The organism is Stutzerimonas sp. R40042, from assembly GCF_026642215.1.
In the GTDB taxonomy this organism is placed as follows: Bacteria; Pseudomonadota; Gammaproteobacteria; order Pseudomonadales; family Pseudomonadaceae; genus Stutzerimonas; species Stutzerimonas frequens.
Window position 1 is genome coordinate 3812077 of sequence record NZ_CP113258.1, and the last position, 22510, is coordinate 3834586.

24 protein-coding genes are annotated in these 22510 nt (G+C 65.0%); 13 read left to right on the forward strand and 11 right to left on the reverse strand.

The features are described from left to right. The first annotated feature begins 40 nt into the window (after window positions 1–40). Both OUY36_RS17990 and OUY36_RS17995 read left to right on the forward strand, forming a co-directional pair. Window positions 41–724 (forward strand): Crp/Fnr family transcriptional regulator, encoded by a 684-nt coding sequence (locus OUY36_RS17990; protein ID WP_045633844.1) that lies wholly within the window; start codon window positions 41–43, stop codon window positions 722–724. Window positions 725–791: 67 nt separating this feature from the next. Beyond that, on the forward strand, window positions 792–983 hold the full coding sequence (locus OUY36_RS17995) for a DnrP protein (protein WP_267935384.1): 192 nt from the start codon (window positions 792–794) through the stop codon (window positions 981–983). Window positions 984–1387: 404 nt separating this feature from the next. On the opposite strand, the gene OUY36_RS18000 is transcribed toward OUY36_RS17995, so the two are convergent. The 11 genes from OUY36_RS18000 to OUY36_RS18050 all read right to left on the reverse strand — a co-directional run bounded on the left by OUY36_RS18000 (window position 1388) and on the right by OUY36_RS18050 (window position 10978). Beyond that, window positions 1388–3229 carry a nitric oxide reductase activation protein NorD gene (locus tag OUY36_RS18000; protein WP_267935386.1) on the reverse strand — a complete coding sequence of 614 codons (1842 nt, stop codon included), beginning with the start codon at window positions 3227–3229 and terminating at the stop codon, window positions 1388–1390. A gap of 83 nt (window positions 3230–3312) precedes the next feature. Then, a complete protein-coding gene (locus OUY36_RS18005) occupies window positions 3313–4737 on the reverse strand; it encodes a cbb3-type cytochrome c oxidase subunit I (RefSeq protein WP_003293321.1) in 1425 nt (474 codons plus the stop codon). 44 nt (window positions 4738–4781) lie between these two features. Then, window positions 4782–5222 carry a c-type cytochrome gene (locus OUY36_RS18010; protein ID WP_024161758.1) on the reverse strand — a complete coding sequence of 147 codons (441 nt, stop codon included), beginning with the start codon at window positions 5220–5222 and terminating at the stop codon, window positions 4782–4784. 254 nt (window positions 5223–5476) lie between these two features. Next, window positions 5477–5983, reverse strand: a complete 507-nt coding sequence (ahbB, locus tag OUY36_RS18015; protein ID WP_267935389.1) for a siroheme decarboxylase subunit beta — start codon at window positions 5981–5983, stop codon at window positions 5477–5479. Continuing rightward, window positions 5958–6401: an Lrp/AsnC family transcriptional regulator gene (locus OUY36_RS18020; RefSeq protein WP_267935391.1), complete on the reverse strand. Its 444-nt coding sequence runs from the start codon at window positions 6399–6401 to the stop codon at window positions 5958–5960. The genes ahbB (OUY36_RS18015) and OUY36_RS18020 overlap by 26 nt, the downstream gene beginning before the upstream one ends. Then, window positions 6394–6906 (reverse strand): siroheme decarboxylase subunit beta, encoded by a 513-nt coding sequence (gene ahbB, locus OUY36_RS18025; RefSeq protein ID WP_102838616.1) that lies wholly within the window; start codon window positions 6904–6906, stop codon window positions 6394–6396. Before ahbB (OUY36_RS18025) ends, OUY36_RS18020 begins: the two co-directional genes overlap by 8 nt. Further along, window positions 6903–7361 (reverse strand): Lrp/AsnC family transcriptional regulator, encoded by a 459-nt coding sequence (locus tag OUY36_RS18030; RefSeq protein ID WP_267935394.1) that lies wholly within the window; start codon window positions 7359–7361, stop codon window positions 6903–6905. The genes ahbB (OUY36_RS18025) and OUY36_RS18030 overlap by 4 nt, the downstream gene beginning before the upstream one ends. Window position 7362: 1 nt before the next feature. Further along, complete coding sequence (locus OUY36_RS18035) at window positions 7363–8538, reverse strand: cytochrome D1 domain-containing protein (RefSeq protein ID WP_267935396.1); 1176 nt, start codon at window positions 8536–8538, stop codon at window positions 7363–7365. Continuing rightward, complete coding sequence (locus tag OUY36_RS18040; protein WP_267935398.1) at window positions 8535–8876, reverse strand: c-type cytochrome; 342 nt, start codon at window positions 8874–8876, stop codon at window positions 8535–8537. The genes OUY36_RS18035 and OUY36_RS18040 overlap by 4 nt, the downstream gene beginning before the upstream one ends. Before the next feature lie 18 nt (window positions 8877–8894). Next, on the reverse strand, window positions 8895–9209 hold the full coding sequence (locus OUY36_RS18045) for a c-type cytochrome (RefSeq protein WP_110775956.1): 315 nt from the start codon (window positions 9207–9209) through the stop codon (window positions 8895–8897). Between the two features lie 56 nt (window positions 9210–9265). Continuing rightward, window positions 9266–10978, reverse strand: a complete 1713-nt coding sequence (locus tag OUY36_RS18050) for a nitrite reductase (RefSeq protein ID WP_200597704.1) — start codon at window positions 10976–10978, stop codon at window positions 9266–9268. Between the two features lie 316 nt (window positions 10979–11294). Between OUY36_RS18050 and OUY36_RS18055 the strand changes: the two genes are divergently transcribed. From OUY36_RS18055 to OUY36_RS18105, 11 genes are all read left to right on the forward strand, one after another. Further along, window positions 11295–12107 (forward strand): CbbQ/NirQ/NorQ/GpvN family protein, encoded by an 813-nt coding sequence (locus OUY36_RS18055; protein ID WP_041771999.1) that lies wholly within the window; start codon window positions 11295–11297, stop codon window positions 12105–12107. After that, entirely contained in the window at window positions 12091–12678 is a 588-nt protein-coding gene (locus tag OUY36_RS18060) for a cytochrome c oxidase subunit 3 (protein ID WP_013983983.1), read from the forward strand. Before OUY36_RS18055 ends, OUY36_RS18060 begins: the two co-directional genes overlap by 17 nt. Window positions 12679–12688: 10 nt before the next feature. After that, window positions 12689–12937, forward strand: a complete 249-nt coding sequence (locus tag OUY36_RS18065; RefSeq protein ID WP_013983984.1) for a cytochrome C oxidase subunit IV family protein — start codon at window positions 12689–12691, stop codon at window positions 12935–12937. Window positions 12938–13094: 157 nt separating this feature from the next. Then, a complete protein-coding gene (gene nirJ / locus OUY36_RS18070) occupies window positions 13095–14276 on the forward strand; it encodes a heme d1 biosynthesis radical SAM protein NirJ (RefSeq protein ID WP_267935402.1) in 1182 nt (393 codons plus the stop codon). Window positions 14277–14346: 70 nt separating this feature from the next. Further along, a complete protein-coding gene (gene cobA, locus OUY36_RS18075) occupies window positions 14347–15183 on the forward strand; it encodes a uroporphyrinogen-III C-methyltransferase (RefSeq protein ID WP_267935403.1) in 837 nt (278 codons plus the stop codon). Beyond that, window positions 15174–16685, forward strand: coding sequence for a nitrite reductase (locus OUY36_RS18080; RefSeq protein WP_326491925.1), 1512 nt, complete (start codon window positions 15174–15176; stop codon window positions 16683–16685). Before cobA ends, OUY36_RS18080 begins: the two co-directional genes overlap by 10 nt. A gap of 243 nt (window positions 16686–16928) precedes the next feature. After that, entirely contained in the window at window positions 16929–17321 is a 393-nt protein-coding gene (locus OUY36_RS18085; RefSeq protein WP_310586376.1) for a type IV pilin protein, read from the forward strand. A 4-nt stretch (window positions 17322–17325) separates the two neighbouring features. Next, the gene (gene pilV, locus OUY36_RS18090) at window positions 17326–17886 is read left to right on the forward strand and encodes a type IV pilus modification protein PilV (protein ID WP_267935405.1); all 561 of its coding nucleotides are present in this window, start codon (window positions 17326–17328) and stop codon (window positions 17884–17886) included. Continuing rightward, window positions 17883–18998, forward strand: a complete 1116-nt coding sequence (locus OUY36_RS18095; protein WP_267935407.1) for a PilW family protein — start codon at window positions 17883–17885, stop codon at window positions 18996–18998. Before pilV ends, OUY36_RS18095 begins: the two co-directional genes overlap by 4 nt. Continuing rightward, window positions 18995–19468, forward strand: coding sequence for a PilX N-terminal domain-containing pilus assembly protein (locus tag OUY36_RS18100; RefSeq protein ID WP_267935408.1), 474 nt, complete (start codon window positions 18995–18997; stop codon window positions 19466–19468). Before OUY36_RS18095 ends, OUY36_RS18100 begins: the two co-directional genes overlap by 4 nt. Window positions 19469–19491: 23 nt before the next feature. After that, a complete protein-coding gene (locus OUY36_RS18105) occupies window positions 19492–22506 on the forward strand; it encodes a pilus assembly protein (RefSeq protein ID WP_267935410.1) in 3015 nt (1004 codons plus the stop codon). Window positions 22507–22510 lie beyond the last annotated feature (4 nt).

Here is a 22510-nt window from a genome sequence, read left to right on the forward strand (position 1 = left end):
GACGTTGTAGTAATCGTTCCACTGAAACAGGACGCCTTGCATGGTGCTTCACCGCGTACACCACCAGATTCTCCGCAGCCATCACCTGTTCGAACCGCTCAACGAAGAGCAGATGGAAGAACTGCTCAACTCCAGCCAGCTGCTCAACCTGGACAAGGGCGACAACCTGTTCCACCAGGGCGAGCCGGCGCACAACTTCTATTTCGTCATCTCCGGCGCAGTGAAGGTCTACCGCCTGACGCCGGACGGCCAGGAGAAGGTCTTCGAGGTCATCGGCAACCGCCAGACCTTCGCCGAAGCCATGATGCTGATGGACACCCCCAACTACGTGGCCTCGGCCCAGGCGGTCTGCCCGTCGCAGGTCTACCGCTTCTCCAACGCGGCCTACATGCGTCTGCTGGAGGCCAACCAGCGGCTGACCTTCGCCCTGCTCGGCAAGCTCTGTGTGCGCCTGCACCAGCGCATCAACGAGATCGAGACCCTGTCGCTGAAGAACGCCACTCACCGCGTGGTGCGCTATCTGCTGACGCAACTGGCACGGGTCAAGGACGACAGCAACAGCTTCGAACTGCCGATGGCCAAGCAGCTGGTGGCCGGGCACCTGTCGATCCAGCCGGAGACCTTTTCGCGAATCATCCGCCGACTGATCGACGAGGGCATCATCACCCAGGAAGGTCGGCAGATTGCCATCCTCGATCGCCAGCGGCTCGAGCAGTTCGAGTGAGTTGATCGCCATCAAAGTCGGCGGCGCGGGCAGCGTGTCAGGCTTTGCTGGCGAGGAGGAGCACCATATGCCCAAGTGCCTGTACTGCCAGCAAGACAATCCGCCGGGGGAAGCCGAATGCAGCAACTGCGGCATGCCCCTGCCGGAACACGCCGACAGCGCCCCGGAACGCCGCCAGCGGCGCTTCCTCTGGTTCTGCATCGCCCTCAGCGTCTTCTGCGCGGTGATGATCCTCTGGCTGCCGCGTTATCTGTTCTGATTGCCTGCCAGCAGCCTGGGGTGAATTTCGCTTCACCGTCCATGGGCTGGCGATCCACGAGCGTTGTGCATGGTGGATGTGAAAAGCGGCATCCGCCGTACATGCCGCGCTGACCTCGCCCAAACAATCCCCTGTCGTGGGGTGGATCTCGCTTCAGCGATCCACTGGATGGCCATCCGCCGCGCGCTGAGCACGGTGGATGTGAAAGCGCCCCCGTACCCGACATGCCACGCTGACCTCTCGCCCAACGAATCCCCGTGGGCTGGATCGCACTTCAGCGATCCACGGGATGGCCATCCGCCGCACGCTGAGCACGGTGGATGTGAAAAGCGGCATCCACCCTACGATCGAGCAGTGCAGCACCGCGGCGGTTGTAGCGAACCGCCCTCGTCTGCATTTCCCGCCTACGACTGGGTCAGCTGCTTGTACAGCTGCGGCAGGCGGAACGGCAGCTGCTGCGGCTCCTTGATCAGGGTGTAGCCGTTGGCGCCGAACATGTACGGCAGGTAATCGCCGGCCTCGCGGTCGATGGTGATGCAGAACGGCAGCAGGCCCTGCTTGCGCGCCTCCATCACCGCCTGGCGGGTGTCCTCGACACCGTAGCGGCCTTCGTACAGATCCAGATCGTTCGGCTTGCCGTCGGTCACCAGCAGCAACAGCTTGCGCCGCTGCTTGCAGGCACCGAGCAGTTCGGTGGCCTGGCGGATGGCCGCGCCCATGCGGGTGTAATAGCCGGGCTTGAGCGCCTGGATGCGGCCGCGGGTCTCGTCGCCGTAGGGCTGGCGGAAGCTCTTCAGCTCCTGCATGCGCACCTGCTGGCGTCGCAGCGAGGAGAAGCCGTACAGCGCGAACGGGTCGCCCACCGCCGACAGCGCCTCGCCGAACAGCAACAGGCTGTCGGTGACCACATCGATCACCCGGTGCTCGTTGTCCAGATGCGCATCGGTGGACATCGACAGGTCGGCCAGCAGCAGGCAGGCCAGGTCGCGGCGGTTCTGCCGCTGCTCCATGAACAGGCCGCGCTCGGCGCACTGACCGTTCTGCCGCTCGACGTGGAAGTCGAGCCAGGCCTGCATGTCCAGCTCCGAACCCTGCGGTTGCTGGCGCAGCCACTGGCGGTCGTTGCGCAGGTGCTCGAACTGCCGGCGCAGGCGCCGCGCCAACGGCGACAGGTGCAGCGGCAACGGCTTGGCTTCCGAGCCGCGCGGCAGCATCAGCTGCAGGTTGACGAAATCCTTCTGCAGACGCTGCTTGCGATAATCCCACTCGGGCAGCTTGATGCCCTCGCCCAGCGGCACATCGTCGAAGTCCGCGGCTGGCAGATCCAGGTCCAGCTTGAGCCCGCCGCCCTGACGCATGCGCTGACGCGACAGGGCCAGCTCGTCGAGATCCTCGGCGACACGGGCCGCGTCCAGGTCCTCGGTGTCGTCGCCGCAGCGGTCCAGTTCGATGTGTTCGGACCAACTGAACAGGTTTTCCAGACGGAACAGCAGCAGGCCGCCCTTGCTCGAGCTTTCCTCGACCCGCCGGGCGCGCTTGCGCTGGCGCGACTCGCCGCCGGGCGGGGTTTCCAGATTGCCGTCGCCTTCCTCGGCGCGCTGGGCGGCCTGGGGTTCGCCAAGGTTGTCCGCCGGATACAGCCACAGCGGCAGCGGCCAGGGCGCGCGCTCGCTGCGCGGGAACTGGCTGACGCTGCCCGGTTCACGCAGTGCCTGGCACAGCGCGCTTTCCAGCGCGGCCTCGGCCTTGGGCAGCTGGCTCGGGTCCGGGCGCAACTGCAGATGAGCCTCGACCAGGCGCCGGTAACGCGCGCGCATGGCCGGAAACTGCTCGAGGATGGCCTGCGTCCAGCGCTGGTTGTCGCGCGCCCAGTGGCGCATCTGCCCAGCCTGCGCGGCGAGCAGCGCCAGCCAGCGATACAGGTCCTGATTCAGCGAGACTTCCGGGTAGACCGCCAGGCTCTGCGGCAGCCGCAGATTGCTGGCGTCGCACCAGGCCACCGGCAGTTGCTTGCAGGTCCCGGCGACCTGTTGCAGCAGGTTGCGCCGGAGCAGCAGATCACGCGCGCTGGCCGCTTCGACGCCGACCCCGCTGGCGCCACCCATGGCGCGGAACAGCAGCGACAGCGGACGCTGCATGCTCTCGAGATCGACCCGTGCTTCCGGGAAATCCGGGCTGGCGCGACGGGTGATGAAGCGGTGCCAGACACTGCCGACCCACTCTTCCACTTCGATGGTAAAGGCCATGGCGGGTTACTCCGTGCTGGCAGTTGAAACGCAAAACGGCCCGCTAATACCAGCCGGGCCGTCGATGCTCATTGCGAACCGTCTCAGGCCGCGGCGGCAGCCGCTGCTGCGACCGGTACCCGACCGCGCTGGCGGAAGCTGTACAGGTAGCAGACCAGACCGATCAGGAAGATCACCCCGGCCACCAGACGCAGCCAGAAGAAGATGGCCAGCTGGTCGGCGGTCGCCATGAAGGACATGGCGGCACCATCGGCAGGGATCCGCTGCAGCCAGACCTGCACCACGCCGGCGGCGGTGAGGAACAGGGTGATGGCGACCATCGACAGGGTCATCAGCCAGAAGCCCCAGACCTCGATGCGCTGCGCCCGTGCATCTGGCGCTTCACCCAGGCCACGCAGACGCGGCATGGCGTAGCTGATCATGGTCATGACGATCATCGCGTAGGCGCCGTAGAAGGCCAGGTGACCGTGCGCGGCCGTGATCTGCGAGCCGTGGGTGTAGTAGTTCACCGGAGCCAGGGTGTGCAGGAATCCCCATACACCTGCGCCGAGGAAGGCAGTCACGGTGGTGCCGATGGCCCACAGCGAGGCGGCCTTGTTCGGATGCTCGCGGCGGCGACGGTTCACCATGTTCAGGGCGAACAGCACCATGGCGAAGAACGGCAGCGGTTCCAGGGCGGAGAAGATCGAGCCCAGCCACAGCCACACGGTCGGTGCGCCGATCCAGAAGAAGTGGTGGCCGGTGCCGATGATGCCGGTGATCAGGGCCATGGCGATGATCACGTAGAGCCACTTCTCGACCACTTCGCGGTCAACGCCGGTGATCTTGATCAGGACGAAGGCCAGCATCGAACCCATAATCAGTTCCCACACGCCTTCCACCCACAGGTGCACGACGAACCACCAGTAGTACTTGTCGCGCGCCAGGTTCTCGGGGTTGTAGAAGGAGAACAGGAAGAACACCGCGAGGCCGATCAGACCGGTCATCATCACCGTGCTGACCACGGTCTTGCGACCCTTGAGCATGGTCATGCCGATGTTGTAGAGGAAGCCCAGGGCGACCACCACGATGCCGATCTTGGTGATCGTCGGCTGCTCGAGGAACTCACGGCCCATGGTCGGCAGCAGCTCGTTCTTGGTCATTTCCGCCAGGCCCGCATAGGGCACGAACAGGTAACCGAGAATGGTCAGCACGCCGGCCGCGGCGAACACCCAGAACAGGATGATGGCCAGTTTCGGACTGTGCAGTTCGCGGTCCGCTTCCTCGGGAATGAGGTAGTAGGCCGCGCCCATGAAGCCGAACAGCAGCCAGACGATCAGCAGGTTGGTGTGAACCATCCGCGCCACGTTGAACGGCAGCAGCGGGAACAGGAAGTCACCGACCACGTACTGCAGCCCCATGATCAGACCGAAGAGGATCTGACCGACGAACAGCATCAGCGCAAACACGAAGTAGGGTTTGGCGACGGCCTGCGATTGGAATTTGAGATGCGGGTTGAGAATGCTCATCTCGTGGCCCCTCCAGTGAATTCGGAAACAAAGACGTTCATCACTCAACCTTCCTTGTTTGGCGGCCAGTTGTTGGTGTCGATCTTCGAAGTCCACTTGAGGAACTCCGCCATATCGTCAACTTGCTGCTCGGTCAGATTGAATTGCGGCATCGCGCGGCGACCGGGGGCGCCGAGTGGCTGGGCTTTCATCCAGGCGTGCAGGAACGGCTTGAAGGCCTCGTCACCGCCTCGACGGACGAACACGTTGCCTAGCTCCGGTGCGAAGTAGGCACCTTCACCCAGCAGGCTGTGGCAGCCGATGCAGTTGTTGTTTTCCCAGACTGCCTTGCCGCGCACGACCGCTTCGGTCATTTCCGATGCGTTCGAACGTTCGGGGAAAGTCTGCTCTGTGTGGTAGGTAAGGCCGAGGAACACAAGGAAGAAGAACACGCTTCCTCCGAAGTAGATATTCCTGGCCATTCCTTTGGTGAAGGTCTCGGACATGGTCGCCTCCTCATGGCTTGGCGTGGCCAGTTTAAGAAGGGGGCTATCGAAACCTGCTTGATGGCAATCAAGAAAAACCCGAACGCAACAGTCAGGCTTTCAAGGGGGATCGAAGGCAGGCCGCAAACCCTTGCGAGGCAAGGGCTCCAGCGGTTTTCACGCGCACCGGCCGGGCATCGGGCCGCTGCGCTACGGGCGTGCGAACCCGGTAGCCGGGGCCGCCGGCGAGGGCGAACGGCAGTACCGGCGCAGGCTCAGGCGCGCCGCTGGGCGGCCAGGCGCAGGCCGGTCTTCTTCAGGATGCGACTGGACACCAGCATCTCGTTCGCCCGGCAGGCGCTGCCGAGCAAGGCGCGGATCTGGTTGCGGTAGGCTTCGATGTCACTGGCATCGCGCCCGTGCACCATGGCGAACAGGTTGTAAGGCCAGCCCTCGCGGCGCGGCCGCTGGTAGCAGTGGCTGACGAAGGGCTGCGCGCCGATCAGCGCACCCAGGCGGTCGATCTCGGCATCGTCGACATCCCATACGGTCATGCCGTTGTGCCGGTAACCCAGGCGGTAGTGGTTGGGCACCGCAGCGATCCGGCGAATCGCCCCCTCGGCCTGCAGGCGCTGCAGCAGCGCCAGGGTGTCGTCCACCTCGAGCCCCAGCTCGGCGGCGAGCCAGGCCCAGGGGTCTGCCACCAGCGGCAGACCGGCCTCGGTGAGGTCGACCAACCGACGCACCAGCGCTTCGTCAGACGGGGAAGTGCAAACCGACATGATAGGTTTTCTCCTTCGGCAGGTTGAGCACCGTCAGGCCGGTCTGCGCCTCGATGCGGGCGATGGCTTCGGCGATGCCCGCGGGCGTCTCGCAACCGAGCACGAACCACATGTTCCACTGGTGCTCACGGCGGTAGTTGTGGGCGACCTCGGGCATCGCCTCGAGCTGCGCGGCAACCTCGTCGAAGCGCGCCTCCGGTACCGCCAGCGCGGCCAGGGTGAAGGCGCCGCCGAGGCGCTCGACATCGAACATCGGGCCGAAGCGGGTCAGCGTGCCATCCGCGAGCAGGGCCTGGACCCGCAGCCGCAGCGCCTCGGAGTTGCTGCCCAACTCCGTGGCCAGCGCTTCCCAAGGCTGGCGGACCAGCGGCAAGCCGTGTTGCAGGCGATTGATCAGCAGTCGATCGAAGTCATCCATTGGCGACGTCCGGCAATGGCGGCGCGAAACGTCCGCCACACTGCTTGAAGGCCCGCGTGCTGAACAGCAACTGGTGCGGCACATCGCTCAGACCGTGCTCGGCCAGCAGCCGCTCGATCAGTCCGCAGACCTGTTCACGCTCGCGACCGTGAACCATGCAGAACAGGTTGTAGGGCCACTGTGGCAGGCGTCGTGGCCGCTGGTAACAGAGATTGACCCCGGCGGCCTGGCCCAGGCGGCGGCCGATCGCGTCGACCTGCTCGTCGGGAATATCCATCACCAGCATGGCATTGGCGCGAAAACCCAGTGCCCGGTGTTTGAGCACCAGCCCGACGCGGCGGAACAGCCCGGCCTCCTGCCACTGTTCGACCTGTTCGAGCACCTGGCGCTCGCTGCAGCCGATCTGCTCGGCAAGGCGCTGGTAGGGCCTCGCCGCCAGTGGCAGGCCGGCCTCGAGCAGGCGGCGCAGCTGCATCGCCTGCAAATCGTTGAGGCAGTCGTTCATGACGGTTCTCCCAAGGGAAAGCCCAGGTCGATGCGAAACGCGTTGAGCATCGGCAGGTCCAGGGGCACCAGCCCGGTGTCGGCTTCGATCTCGGCGAGCACTCGGTCGATGTGCGCACGGTCCGGTCCGGTCAGCACGAACCAGAGGTTGTAGCGATGCTCGCGCAGATAGTTGTGATTGACCTCGGGGAAGGCACTGATGCGTGCCGCCACCTGCTCCAGCCGCGCTTCGGGCACGGCCAGTGCCACCAGGGTGCTGGCGCCGGCTCGGCTGTGTTCGAACACCGGGCCGACGCGCGAAAGCCCGCCGGAGGCCTGCAGCTGTTCGAGGCAGGCCAGCACCTCGTCCTCGCTGCAGCCGAGTTCCTCGGCCATGGCGCGGTAGGGTTCGGCACACAGCGGCATGCCGTGCTGAAAGCGGTCGATCAGGCGGCGACTGAGAGCGTCGATGTGCATGTCACAACCCCGTCTCGTGAGCGCGGCTGCTGAAGAAGATGCCGCTCGGGCTCTGTGCCGGCAGGCGCTTGATCAGCTTCAGGCTGTAGGGGTCCCAGACCTGGACCTCGTTGCCGTCGCGCACCGACAGCCAGAGCTGGTCGCCACGGGCGGTGAATTCCATATGCAGCACGGCTGGACCGGGCTCGAGGGTGGCGATGATCTCGTGGGTTTCGCTGTCGATGACCTGCACCTTGCCGTTGTCCGGGTGCGCGAAGTTGACCCAGATCTGCCGCGCATCCGGCCGCGCCATGACGAACACCGGCTGGCCGGCGACGTCGATGGCGTCGGTCTGCTTCCAGCTCTTCGAATCCATCACCAGCACCCGATGCTGGCCGATGGCGGGAACGAAGGTCTGGTCGCCGGCCACCGTCCAGCCCTCCAGATGCGGCATCTTGTAGACCGGCAGTTTCTCCTGACCGCGGCCGTAACCGTCGATGATCCGCTCGACACCGCGGACGGTGTGCCAGAGGTCGATCTTGGCCATGCCGTCCTCGCCGAACAGGCCGGCGATGTAGTAGCGGCCGTCAGGGGTCAGCAGCGCATCGTAGGGCTGCTTGCCGACGTTCTCGAAACGCGTGACGGTCGGTGTATCGCCCTGGCTGAAATCCAGCAGCCAGGTCTCGTTGGTGTCGAACAGGCTGTAGATGAAGCGCCGACCCGGTGCGTCGAGCACGCCGACCACCCGCGAATTGCGGCTGCCATCGGCCAGCGGCGTGGCCGGAATGTCGGCGACCAGCTCAAGGGTCTCGGCATCGAATACCTTGACGCCGCCCGGCTCATAGTTGCCCACCGCGATCAGTCGGCCATCCTGGCTGATCGCCCCGCCGATGCTGTTGCCTCCCTGAACCACACGGCGGTCGATGCGCTGGCGCAGCAGGTCGACCTTGGTCAGCCCACCGTCGCGTCCGAACACATAGGCGTAACGCTGATCGCGGGAGAAGACCACCGAGGCATGGGACAGATCGCCCAGCCCTTCGACGCGCGCCAGCTGGCTCTGGTTGTTGCTCTCGATGATCTGCAGGCTGCCGGTGGCGCGCTCGACCACCACGCCGAGGTCACCGGTACCGCGCAGGGGTTGTTGCGCACAGGCACTGAGCATGGCGGCAGCCGCGAACAGCAGGATCGGGCGAATCATGGCTTTGGATATCCTTGCAGGAGTTGGTCGACCAGCCAGGCGATGTCCTGCTCGTCGAGCAGCGCCTTCCAGCCGGGCATGGCGGTGCCGGGCCGCCCGTGGGTGACGGTGGCGATCAGGCTTTCACGGGGTTTGTCGGCCAATGCCGCGCGCGTCAGTGAAGGGCCGAGCCCACCGGTCATGCGCAGGCCATGGCAGGAGCCGCAATCCTGCAGGAGCAGGTTATCGAGCTCGGCCTGGCGTTCTGCCGAAGGAGCAGCGGCCAGCGCGACGGGAATCAGGAGGAAGGACGCCAGGGTCAGCCCCAGACGTTTTACGGCGTGTCGGGCAACTGTCATGGCGTCCTCCGGTGCAGCTTACTTCTGACTAAGAACCCACTCGGCGAGGATCTTGGCTTCTTCTTCGGTAACAGGGTTTGGCGGCATGGGGATCGGACCCCAGACGCCCTGGCTGCCGTTCTTGATGTGGCCGGCCAGCAGATCGGCTGCGCCGTCCTGCCCTGCGTACTTGGCGGCGACTTCCTTGAACGCCGGGCCTACCAGCTTGGCGTCGATGCTGTGGCAGGCCGCGCACGGCTTGCTCTTGAACAGCGCCTCACCGTCTTGCGCTAACGCCGGCTGCAGAGCCAGCGCGCCGCCGATGGCGAGCAACGGGAGCAGAACTTTCTTCATGAGTACTTCCTCAAGGCTAATCGGGGGCGGATCTTGAGGCCCGCCCCCAGGTGGACTCAGTAAACGTCGTACTGAGTGTTGTGGACGTTAAATTTACCGGTTGGGGTAATCAACCTTTTGTCCTTGATCACTGTTTTGAGTTCTAGGGTCTTGTCATCGACCACGACGATCGCCGACTCCTCCTCCTGGCCATTCCAGACCGAGAACCAGACCTCATCGCCCGCCTCGTTGTACTCAGGCTGCACCACGCGCTTGGCACCTTCCTTCAGGCCGGACCACTCGCCGATCGGCAGCACCTTGTAGCCGGCCGCCAGGTTGTTGATGTCGAACACCGCAGCCGACTGGCTGATCTTGGCATCCGGGTGAAAGGTGGTGTCCAGGTAAAGGTGCTTGGACTTCGGATGGGTCTTGATGAACAGCGAGCCGCCACCCTGCCCTTTCAGGGTATCGACCACTTTCCAGGCGTTTTCGGGATGCTTCTGCGGATCGGTGCCGATCAGCGAGATGGTCTCGTCGCCCAGGTGGCTGGTGGCCCATACCGGTCCGAACTTCGGATGCACGAAGTTGGCGCCACGGCCCGGGTGCGGGATCTTGCCGACATCGACCAGGGCGGCCATCTTGCGCTCTTTCGAGTCGATCACCGCGACCTTGTTGGAGTTGTTCGCCGCCGTCATGAAGTAGCGGTGGCTGACGTCCCAGCCGCCGTCATGCAGGAACGGTGCGGTGCCGATCATGGTGGTGGTCAGGTTGTTGATGTCTTCGTAGTTGACCAGCAGGACCTTGCCGGTTTCCTTGACGTTGACGATGAACTCAGGATGCTCGTGGGAGGCAATGATCGCTGCGACGCGCGGCTCGGGGTGGTATTCCTGGGTACCGACGGTCATGCCGCGGGTGGACACGATCTGCAGCGGTTCCAGAGTCTCGCCATCCATGATGGTGTACTGCGGCGGCCAGTAGTCGCCGGCGATCACGTACTTGTCCTCGTAACCCTTGAACTTCGAGGTCTCCACCGAACGGGCCTCGATGCCGACCTTGATTTCGGCGACCTTGACCGGCTCCTTGCCCCACAGATCGATCATGTCGATCTTGGCGTCGCGCCCGATGACCAGCAGGTAACGACCGGAAGCGGACATGCGCGAGATGTGCACCGCGTAACCGGTGTCGATGGTCTTGACGATCTTCTTGCTGTCGCCGTCGACGAGGGCGATCTTGCCGTCGTCACGCAGGGTGACGGAGAACAGGTTCGGCAAGTTCAGCTTGTTCATCTGCTTCTTCGGCCGGTCCTCCGGCTTGACCAGCACGTTCCAGGAGTTCTTCATCTCAGCCATGCCCCACTCCGGCGGCGTCGGCGGCGTGTGCTGAATGTACTTAGCCATCAGCGTGATCTGATCCTTGGTCAGCGCGTTGGACGTACCCCAGTTCGGCATCCCGGCAGGCGAGCCATAGGTGATCAGCGCTTCCAGATAGGCCTGGCCACGCTCCTGGGTGATGTCCGGGGTCAGCGGCTTACCGGTCGCGCCCTTGCGCAGCACGCCATGGCAGCCGGCGCAGCGCTGAAAATAGATTTCCTTGGCGTGCTCGAACTCGGCGGAGGTGAGGTCCGGTGCGCCCGGTGAATGCACGACCTGTGCACTGGCCGGATCGACTGCCGACGCTTGCCCCTTATAGGCAGCCTCGGCTTTGTCTTCCGGATTGTTCTGTGCCTGAGCAATGCCCAGAGCGAGTAACGAGAAGCCGGCGACGAATCCAGCCAGTAGTGGTTTTTTCATGCTGTTTCTCCTCTGGAAACGCGGGATGCGCTTCCTGCTCAGGTGACGGCGGTACGGCAGATCCAGTTGTTGTTGATGCACGGGCATCCTATGAGAGCGGCTTTGCGGGTCCGCTTGACGACAATCAAGAGATCCCTCCTCACCCCCTGAGCGTGACGCCTTGTCGCGGGCAAACCTTGCGCTGGGTCTCGCTCCGCCACGCATCCGCAGCGGGCTTGATCGCAATCAAGCTTTGCCGGCAGGCTGCTTGAGCGGCCGGACCCGCATCGGTAGCGTGGCGATCGAGATAACCAACCGCTGCCGTGAGGTATTGCCTGTGAATGCGCTCGAGATCCCAACCGCCGCCGGCACACCGGATGCCCCGTTCTATCAACCACTGGGCAACGAGGAGCAGCTGTTCCAGCAGGCCTGGCAGCACGGCATGCCGGTGCTGATCAAGGGCCCGACCGGCTGCGGCAAGACGCGCTTCGTGCAGCACATGGCGCACCGGCTGAACCTGCCGCTGTACACCGTGGCCTGTCATGACGACCTCTCCGCCGCCGACCTGGTCGGCCGTCATCTGATCGGCGCCCAGGGCACCTGGTGGCAGGACGGACCGCTGACCCGCGCGGTGCGCGAAGGCGGCATCTGCTACCTGGACGAAGTGGTCGAGGCGCGCCAGGACACCGCCGTGGTGCTGCATCCGCTGGCCGACGATCGCCGCGAGCTGTTCATCGAGCGCACCGGCGAGGCGCTGAAGGCGCCGCCGGGCTTCATGCTGGTGGTGTCCTACAACCCCGGTTACCAGAACCTGCTCAAGGGCATGAAGCCGAGCACCCGCCAGCGCTTCGTGGCGATGCGCTTCGACTATCCGCCAGCCGCCGAGGAAGAGCGCATCGTCGCCAACGAGGCGCAGGTCGATGCCGCGCTCGCCGCCCAGGTGGTCAAGCTTGGCCAGGCACTGCGTCGGCTGGAGCAGCACGATCTGGAGGAGGTCGCCTCGACCCGCCTGCTGATCTTCACCGCACGCATGATCCGCTCCGGCATGACGCCGCGGCAGGCCTGCCTGGCCTGTCTCGCCGAACCGCTGTCGGATGATCCGCAAACCGTTGCCGCGCTGATGGATGTGGTCGATGTCCACTTCGGCTGAACGCGTCGCCCAGCCGTCCCGGCGCCTGCCAGGTGACCTGGCGATGTGGTTTTTCATCCTCGCCGAGCTGACGGTGTTCGCCATCCTGATCCTGGCGTTCGCGGTCACGCAGATGTTCAACCCCCAGTTGTTCGGCGAAAGCCGCGCGGCACTGGACAGCTCCATCGGCCTGGCACTGACCCTGAGCCTGTTGACCTCCGGCCTGCTCGCCGCGCTGGCAGTGGAACAGGTCCGTCAGGCGCGGCAGGGTCGTGCGGCGTTGCTGCTGCTCGCGGCGCTGGCCTCGGCGTGCGTCTATGTGGTGCTCAAGCTCAACGAGTATGGCCACCTGGCCGGGCTCGGCCTGGGGATGGAGCACAACACCTTCTTCACCCTGTACTGGATTCTCACCGGCTTTCATTTCCTCCACGTGCTGCTGGGCATGGTGATTCTCGGCTGGCTGGCCGAGCGTTGCCGGCGCGGTGCCTACCGCACGGACGCGCACAGCGGGCTGGAATCCGGGGTGCTCTACTGGCACATGGTGGATCTGGTCTGGGTGCTGCTGTTCCCGCTGGTCTACGTGCTGAACTGACGAGGTCGTCATGTCCGCTTCCAAGTTGCTGGTCGCCTGCTGGCTCGGCCTAGCCGCGCTTTCGGTCTCCACCGTCGTGCTCGGCAGTGCCGGCGCCACCCTGGCACTGACGGCAGGCGTTCTGCTGGCCGCCTTCGGCAAGGCCTGGCTGATCACCGATGGCTTCATGGAACTGCGCCATGCCCCGCCAGCCTGGCGCCTGCTGCTGCTCGGCTGGCCGTTGCTGATGGCCATCGGCGTGCTGCTGACGCTGCTCTGACCAGCGGTACGGCCTGCCCGCCCGGCACCAATAGCCCTGCAACTTTTATTGTTTCTGATCAAGGTCAGCCCTATCTCGCTCGGTGATCCTGCCACTCAAGAGTTGGACGCGCGAGACGGCGCGCCCGGTGTCACACGCTGCCGAAGCGGAGCCGACCATGTTGAGAATCAGCCATTACCTGCGCGCCCTGGCCCGGCCGGCCACCAAGGTGCTCGGTGCCCGCAGCGTCAGCGGCACGCGCCCACCCGTGGTGATCTGGAACCTGCTGCGCCGCTGCAACCTGACCTGCAAGCACTGCTACGCCACCTCCGCCGACAGCGAGTTCCGCGACGAGCTGGACACCGCCGAGGCGCTGAAGGTGATCGATGACCTGCACGAAGCCGGTGTGCGCGTGCTGATCCTCTCCGGCGGCGAGCCGCTGCTGCGGGCCGACATCTTCCAGCTCGCCGATTACGCTCGCGACAAGGGCTTCTTCGTTGCGCTGTCGACCAACGGCACGCTCATCGACGAGAGCAACATCGAACGCATCGCCGCCGCGCAGTTCGACTACGTCGGCATCAGCATCGACGGTCTCGAGGCGGTGCACGACGAGTGGCGCCAGCTCAAGGGCAGCTTCGCCGCGTCCATGCATGCCATCGACCTGTGCCGCCAGCGCGACATCCGCGTCGGCCTGCGCACCACCCTGACGCAGAACAACTACCCGCAACTGCCGGCCCTGCTCGAGCTGATGCGCGAACACGACGTGCAGAAGTTCTACCTCTCGCACCTCAACTACAGCGGCCGCGGCAAGCGCAGCCGCAAGGCCGACGCCCATCACCAGATGACCCGCGACGCCATGCGCCAGCTCTTCGAGCAGGCCTGGGACGACGTCCAGCACGGCCGCGAGACCGACTTTGTCAGCGGTAACAACGACGCCGACGCGGTCCTGCTGCTGCAGTGGGTCGAGGAGCGCCTGCCGGAACATCGCGAGCGCCTGGAGGGCATGCTGCGCGCCTGGGGCGGAAACGCCTCGGGCAGTGGCATCGCCAACATCGACAACATCGGCGACGTACACCCGGACACCTACTGGTGGCAGCACACCGTCGGCAACGTGCGCCGGCAGCGCTTCAGCGACATCTGGCTGCACGAGCCGGCGCCGCTGCTGCAGGAGCTGCGCCAGCATCCGCGAGCGGTTGGCGGCCGCTGTGCCGACTGCCGCTGGCTGTCGATCTGCAACGGCAACACCCGCACCCGCGCCTGGGCGCAGGGCGATCTCTGGGCCGAGGACCCGGGTTGTTACCTCTCCGACGAGGAGATCGGCCTGCCCGCCGTCGAGCGCATTCCCAGCATCGCCATCTGACCGATCGAGCGGCCGACCAAGCGCCGCAGCAACGCACTCCGTAAGCCCGATGAGAATTCAGGAGCACCGCATGGACCAGCCACTCACACTTCCCGCCTCGCTGAGCGCGGCGTTCGCCCCGGGCGAGGTCGCTCTGGTCGGTGCCGGTCCGGGCGATCCCGGGCTGCTCACCTTGCGCGCCTGGAGCCTGCTACAGCAGGCCGACGCGTTAGTCTACGACCGCCTGGTCAGCGACGGCCTGATGGCCCTGCTGCCTGCCGCCTGCAGTCGCCATTACGTCGGCAAGACCAGCGGCTACCACAGCCTGCCGCAACCGGAGATCAACCAGCTGCTGGCCGACCTGGCCCTGCAGAACAAGCGCGTGGTGCGGCTCAAGGGCGGCGACCCGTTCATCTTCGGTCGCGGCGCCGAGGAGCTCGAATTCCTTCTGCAGCGAGGCATCGACTGCCAGGTGGTGCCAGGCATCACCGCCGCGGCCGGCTGCAGCGCCTACGCCGGCATCCCGCTGACCCATCGCGACCTGGCGCATTCCTGCCAGTTCATCACCGGTCACCTGCAGAGCAACGGCGAACTGCACCTGCCGTGGGAAGCACTGGCACAGGGCGGCCAGACCCTGGTGTTCTACATGGGCCTGGCCAGCCTCGGCGAGATCTCGCGCAACCTGATCGCCGCCGGCCTGCCGGTGGATACCCCCGCCGCGCTGATCGGCAACGGCACCCGCGAGAACCAGCAGGTGGTGCGCTGCACGCTGCGCCAGCTGCCGAGCATGGCCGACCAGCAGCATCTCACCCCGCCGACCCTGACCGTGATCGGTCGGGTGGTGGGCCTGTTCGCAGATCGTCAGGTTCAGCACCCGGCACATCTGCAAGGTGATCCGATCAAGATTGCGGAGGCCTCATGCAACTGATTCCTGCCCTGCTGCTGGCGGCGGCGTTGCCGGCCGCCACCTTCGTCGCCCTCGACATGGCCGTCGCGGCCCCCTCGCCGACGGAAGCCCAGGCGCTCTACCAAACGCATTGCCAGAGCTGTCACGGCGTCAACCGGCTCGGCGGCGCCGGGCCGGCGCTGTTGCCGGAGAGCCTCAGCCGCATCAAGCCGGCCGAAGCCCACGCGGTGATCCGTGACGGCCGCCCGGCAAGCCAGATGACCGCCTATTCCCATGTGCTGAACGAAGCGCAGATCGCCGGCCTGGTCGATTACCTCTATCAGCCCTCGGCCGTGCCACCGACCTGGAACGACGCCGACATCCGCGCCAGCCACCGCATCCTCAAGGACCTCGCCACCCTGCCAACCACCCCGCAGCACGGCGCCGACCCGCTCAACCTGTTCGTCGTGGTGGAAGCCGGCAATCACCACGTCCGCGTGCTGGACGGTGATCGTTTCGAGGAATTGGCGAACTTCCAGTCGCACTTCGCCCTGCATGGCGGGCCGAAGTTCTCGCCGGATGGCCGCTTCGTCTACTTCGCCTCCCGCGACGGCTGGGTCAGCGTCTACGACCTGCACAACCTGAGCATGATCACCGAGGTCCGCGCCGGGCTGAACACGCGCAACCTGGCGGTGAGCAACGACGGCCGCTGGGTACTGGTGGGCAACTACCTGCCGGGCAATCTGGTGCTGCTCGATGCGCGCGACCTGTCGCTGGTCAAGCACATCCCCGCGGTCGGCCAGGATGGCACGCCGTCACGGGTCAGCGCCGTGTACACCGCACCACCGCGCGACAGCTTCGTGGTCGCGCTGAAAGACGTGAAAGAGGCCTGGGAGCTCTCCTACGCCGGCGAGCCGACCTTCGAACCGCGGCGCATCGAGGCCGCCGACTTCCTCGACGACTTCTCCTTCACCCCCGACTACCGCCACCTGCTGGCCACCTCGCGCAAGGCCCACGGCGGCCAGGTGATCGACCTGGACACCGGCAAGGCGGTCACCGACATCCCGCTGCCGGGCATGCCGCACCTGGGCTCGGGCATCTACTGGAAACGCGACGGCAAGTGGGTGTTCGCCACGCCCAACGTCAGCAAGGGGCTGATCTCGGTGCTCGATCTGCAAACCTGGAAGCTGATCAAGGAGATTCCCACCGAAGGCCCGGGCTTCTTCATGCGCAGCCAGGCCAACTCGCCCTACGCCTGGACCGACGTATTCTTCGGCCCGAACAACGACGCCGTGCACCTGATCGACAAACAGACCCTGGAAGTCGCTCACACCCTGCGCCCGATGCCGGGCAAGAACGCCGCCCACGTCGAATTCACCAATGACGGCCGCTACGCCCTGCTCAGCGTCTGGGACACCGACGGCGCCCTGCTCGTCTACGATGCCAACACCCTGGAGGAGGTCAAACGCATCCCGATGAACAAGCCCTCCGGCAAGTACAACGTCGGCAACAAGATCGAGTTCGCCGAAGGCACCTCGCACTAGCACCCTTCCAGCACGCGTGAACGTTGCTTGACGGCAGCGTTCACGGCCGAAAAAAGTCGCCTCCGACCCAGCCAAATTTTGAACTGCGACACAAAATATCGGCTTTTGTGACCGCCCGGTCTATCCTTGACCATGATGTCACAATAATATTTGTGTGCCATTGCTGATTCGACATAGTTCGTCGACTCGTAATGACGGGGAGTTCGCGCTCCCGATGTGATCGGCCTCACGTGGAGAAGTAATGTGGCTCGGTATAAGGCGCGTGGTTTCACCCTGATCGAAGTCATGATCGTCGTGGTCATCATCGGCATCCTCGCCGCCATTGCGCTGCCGAACTATCGCCAGTACGTCATCCGCAGCAACCGTACCGCCGCCCAGGCGCAGATGTTGGAGATCGCCAATCGCCAGCAGCAGTTCCTCCTGGCCAACCGCAGCTACGCCGATACCGCGGCCCTGTCTGCCAGCGGCTTCGCTCTTTCCACTGAAGTGAGCCCGCACTACAGCTTCGCCGTGACCGTGGGCAGCGGAACGGTGCCATCGTTTCTCATCACCTTCACGGCTCTCGGCAGCCAGGCCGTCGACGGCGATTTGACCCTCAACCACGAGGGCGTCAAGACGCCCAGCGACAAGTGGTGAACGCGTGCCTGACGCAGACCGCCGCCAGGCCGGCGTGAGCCTGATCGAAGTGCTGGTAACCCTGGTGATCCTTGCCGTCGGCCTGCTCGGCGTGATGGCTCTGCAGGCGCGCTTGCAGCAATCGGAGATGGAAACCTACCAGCGCTCGCAAGCATTGCTGCTGCTTGATGACCTCGCCGCGCGTATGACTGCCAATCGCACCGCAGCGGCCAATTACGTGACCGGTACGTCCAGCCCACTAGGTGCAGGCATGACCTGCCCTACCTCCAGCGCAACCCAGCAACAGCGCGATACCGCGGCCTGGTGCGCTGCGCTGCAAGGCGCTAGCGAAAGCACCAGTAGCGGTCTGGCCGGCGGACTCATCGGCGGGCGTGGCTGTGTCGAAGCCCTGGGCAACAATCAGTATCTGCTGACGGTCGCCTGGCAGGGCCTGCTGCCGCTGACAGCGCCGCCTTCCAGTGTCGCCTGTGGCAAGGATGCTTTCGACGGCACCAGCGGCAGTCAGTGCAGTAGCGACCGCTGCCGCCGGGTCGTCACCACGTTGGTGCGGGTGGCGCCGCTATGAGACGAGCCAATGCTAGCCACGGCCGTACCGTCAGCGCTGGCTTCGGCCTGATCGAACTGATGGTGGCGATGACCCTCGCCCTGATTCTCAGCGCCGCCACCCTGACCCTGTATCTCAACATGAGCCGCAGCAACAGCGAGCTGGCCAAGACCAACAGCCAGATGGAGCACGGTCGCCTGGCGATTCGTCTGCTGCGCGACGACCTCATGCATGCCGGCTTCCTCGATGGCTACCTGCCGGATTTCGACGACCTGACCGCCACCTCGGCACCAGCCGACTATCCCACGGTGCTCCCGATACCCTGCGCGCCTTATTCGGACTGGGACGAGCCATACAAGACCCGCCTGCTCGGCGTGCCGGTTCAGCTCTATGCCGCCGTGCCGAGCGACTGCACCGGCATGATGCCTTCGCCCCGCGCGGGCAGCGACGTGCTGCTGGTGCGGCATGTGGCCAATTGTGTGACCGGCGCGGCGAACTGCGAGGCCGATAGCAACGGCAAGCTCTACTGGCAGACCTCGTACTGCGAAGGTGAGCCGCGCTACGTTTTCGATACCAGCGGCTTCACTCTGCACAGGCGCAACTGCACGACCCCGGCCGATAAGCGCCGCTTCCTCAACACGGCGTACTACGTACGCGACTATGCGGTGAGCGCCGGCGACGGCATCCCTACGTTGATGCAGTCCAGCTTCGATCTGGCCGGTGGCGCGCTCGTCCAGCGGGACGCCGTCGCCATGGTCGAGGGAATCGAAGCCATGCGCTTCGTCTTAGGTGTCGACAACCTCAGCGATACCGGCGCGGCAGTCGACTACAGCCAGCCCGTGCAGTGGGCCAGTGCGCTGAACCGCAACTCGCCGACCAACCGCGGCGATGGCGCGCCGGACACCACCTGTACCTCCAGTACCCCCTGCAACCTGGCGGACCTGACCAATACCGTGGTGATCGAGGTTCATCTGCTGGTGCGCAATCTGGAGCCCACCCCGGGCTACCAGTCAGACAAGACCTACGTCGTCGGTGGCGAGACCTTCGGCCCATACAACGATGCCTTCCAGCGTCACGTCTACTCCACCACCGTGCGCCTGACCAACGTATCCGCCCGCCGGGAGACGCCATGAAGCACCGCCACCAACAGGGCTTCGCCCTGATCACCGCGCTGATCATGCTGCTTCTGCTGACCGTACTGGTGACGTCATCCTTCACCCTGAGCCGGGTCAACCTGGACGTGGTCGGCAACCAGCAATGGCGCAACGAGGCATTGGCCGCGGCGGACAACGCCCTTGAACAGGTTATCCAGTCCATGGCGAACACCACGCCAACGGCCCAATCAATCGGTATCGACATCAACCGGGACGGCAGTGACGACTACGAGGTCGGCGTGGCGCAGCCGCAGTGCATCAGGGTCAGCCTCGCTACGGCCGTCGCGCCCAGCAGCCTGACCCTCGAGGGCATGTCCAGCTCGACCTGGAACACCGAATGGGAACTGCTCGCCAGCGTTCAAGACCCCAGCACTGGCGCAGCGGTCAGGGTACGTTCCGGTATCCGGTTGCTGCTTTCCGACGCCCGCAAGAATCAGCTGTGCCCCTGAAGTCGGCCTCACGAGGTAAGCGCATGAAAACCTATCTGAGCCGGATGTTGCTGGTGCTGAGCGCCAGCCTGGCGCAAGCGGCGAACGCCGAAGATATCGACCTGTTCGTCGGCGTGCCGAGCGATTCGACCGGCGCGCCGAACGTGCTGATCATCCTCGACAATACCGCCAACTGGAACGACGCATTCGCCAACGAGATAGCCGCCCTACGCTCGGTGGTTAGCGCCCTGCCAGAGGACAAGTTCCGTTTGGGCATCATGATGTTCACCGAGACCGGCGGTGGAAACTCGGGACCGGACGGTGCATACGTGCGCGCGGCCCTGCGGCCGATGGATGCCGCCAACAAGACGGCCATGGCGAATCTGGTTACCAGCTTCGACAAGCTCGGCGACAAGTCCAACGGCGGCAAGGTCAGCAAGGCGATGGAAGAGGCGTACCTGTATTTCGCCGGCGCCACCCCGCACGCGGGTAACGACAAGGCCAAGACCGACTTTGCCGGCAACCGCGGCGTGTCGACCGCCTCCGATGCCATCTACGCCTTGCCGAACAACGCCCTGGCGAGCAAAGGCGCTACCAGCTACCGCTCGCCCATCGTCTCCGGCTGCGGCAAGAACTACGTGATCTACATCAGCAACGGCCCGGCGCAGGACAACAGCTCCGATATCGTTCAGGCGACCACCGCGCTGGCCGGTCTCGGCGGCTCCACCACGGCCATCCCGATCACCCCCAGCGACTCGCAGGACAACGTTGCCGACGAGTGGGCGCGCTTCATGAAGAAAAGCGCCCAGCAGATCACCACCTACACCATCGACATCAACCGTGGCACCAGCCGCCAGGGGCTCGGCTGGACTGCGCTGCTGCAGAGCATGGCGCGCGCTAGCGATGGCAAATACTTCGACGTTACCAGCAGCGGCACCCAGATCGTCGATGCATTGAATGCAATCTTCTCCGAGGTACAGGCGACCAACAGTGTGTTCGCCTCGGTGAGCCTGCCGGTCAGCGTGAATGCCCAGGGCACCTATCTGAACCAGGTGTTCATCGGCATGTTCCGTCCGGACGCGGATGGATTTCCGCGTTGGCACGGCAATCTCAAGCAGTACAAGCTGGGCTACATCGGCGCCGAACTGCGTCTGCTCGATGCCGACGGTGTCAGCGCCATCAACGCTAATACCGGCTTCATCACCGAATGCGCGCGCAGCTTCTGGACGCCGACCGCCGCGGACAACTACTGGAGCTTCAGTGCCCGCGGCAGCTGCCTGACCGGGGCGGATTCGTCCGCCTCCAACACCCCTGATGGCAACATCGTCGAAAAGGGAGGTCAGGGCTATCTACTGCGGGCGTCCAGCACGCGCAACATGCTCACCTGCGCAGCCGGCGCCTGCACCTCGCTCACCAACTTCTCCACTGCCAACTCGGCGATCACCGCAACGCAACTGGGCGCCGCCGATGATGCCGAGCGCACCGCGCTGATCGACTGGGCGCGTGGCAAGGATCTGCAGGACGAGGACGGCGACGGCAACCTCAACGAGATGCGCCCCTCGGTGCATGGCGACGTGGTGCATTCGCGCCCCGTGGCGATCAACTACGGCAGCGCCGGCAGTCCAGATATCGTCGCCTTCTACGGCGGCAACGATGGCGTGCTGCGTGCAGTGGTCGGCAACCGCACCAGCGCGTACGGCACCCATGCGGCCGGCAGCGAGCTCTGGTCGTTCATGCCCCCGGAGTTCTACGGCAAGATCAAACGGCTCTACGGCAACAGCGTTCCGATCAGCTTCCCAGGCTTCAGCGGAACCACCACGCCCAAGCCCAAGGACTACGGCATGGACGGCCCAGTGGTGGCCCACCAGGACGGCTCCAGCGCCTGGATCTACGCCACCATGCGCCGTGGCGGACGCGCCCTGTACGCCTTCAACGTAACTGACCCGACCGCGCCGGCACTGAAGTGGAAACGTGGCTGCCCGAGCAACTTCACCAGCAGTGGCACAGTCAGCGACAGCAACTGCAGCGAGGGCTTCGCCGGCATCGGTCAAACCTGGGCTCCGCCGAAGCTGCTCAAGGCGAGCGGCTACGGGGCTGGCACTGCGCCCATGCTGATCATGGGCGGCGGCTACGACACCTGCGAGGACGCCGATCCACATACCTGCAGCAGTACGACCAAGGGCAACAAGGTCTATGTGCTGGACGCCGACAGCGGCGCCCTGCTCAAGACCTTCGACACCCAGCGCAGCGTCGTTTCCGACGTGACGCTGGTGCGTAACAGCGCCGGTCTGGCGCTATATGGCTATCTCGCCGATCTGGGCGGTAACGTCTACCGCATCACCATGGGAGCAGCAGCGCCGGAAAACTGGAGCATCACCCGCATCGCAGCCCTCGGCTGCAGCACGGCGGGGACCTGCACCGCCAATCGCAAGTTCATGTTCGCCCCGGACGTGGTCGCCGATGGCGCCGATTTCGTCCTGCTGCTCGGCTCCGGTGATCGGGAGAAACCGCTGCTCGACTACGACGACGCCGCGGCCACCACCAACTACTTCTTCATGCTGCGTGATCGCCCGAACGACACCGGCTGGCTTGCCAGCGAAGGCCTCAACTGTGGCGCGAACCTGCTCTGCCTGAACTCGCTGCTGGGCATCACCACCCAGAGCGCACCAACCACCACCAGCCTCGGCCAGAAGAAGGGGTGGTACCTGCAGCTCGACAGCACCGAACAGGTGGTCACCTCGGCGATCACGGTATTCGGCGATGTGACCTTCAGCACCCATCGGCCGAGGGTGCCGTCGGCCAACGTCTGCTCCGGGCTCGGCGAGACCCGCGTCTATACCGTCAACTACCTGACCGGCCAGGGCGTCTATCACGACGTGGTCGGCGATGGCCTACCTCCTTCGCCGGTTGCCGGCATGGTGACCCTGGACGACGGTGTCACCACCGTGCCGTTCGTCATCGGTGCCGACCCGTCCTCGCCGCTGCAGGGTAGCCCGCCGATCAATCCCGCATCGGTCATGCAGCCGACCTCGCGGGTGTTCTGGAATATCGAGCAGTAGGAGC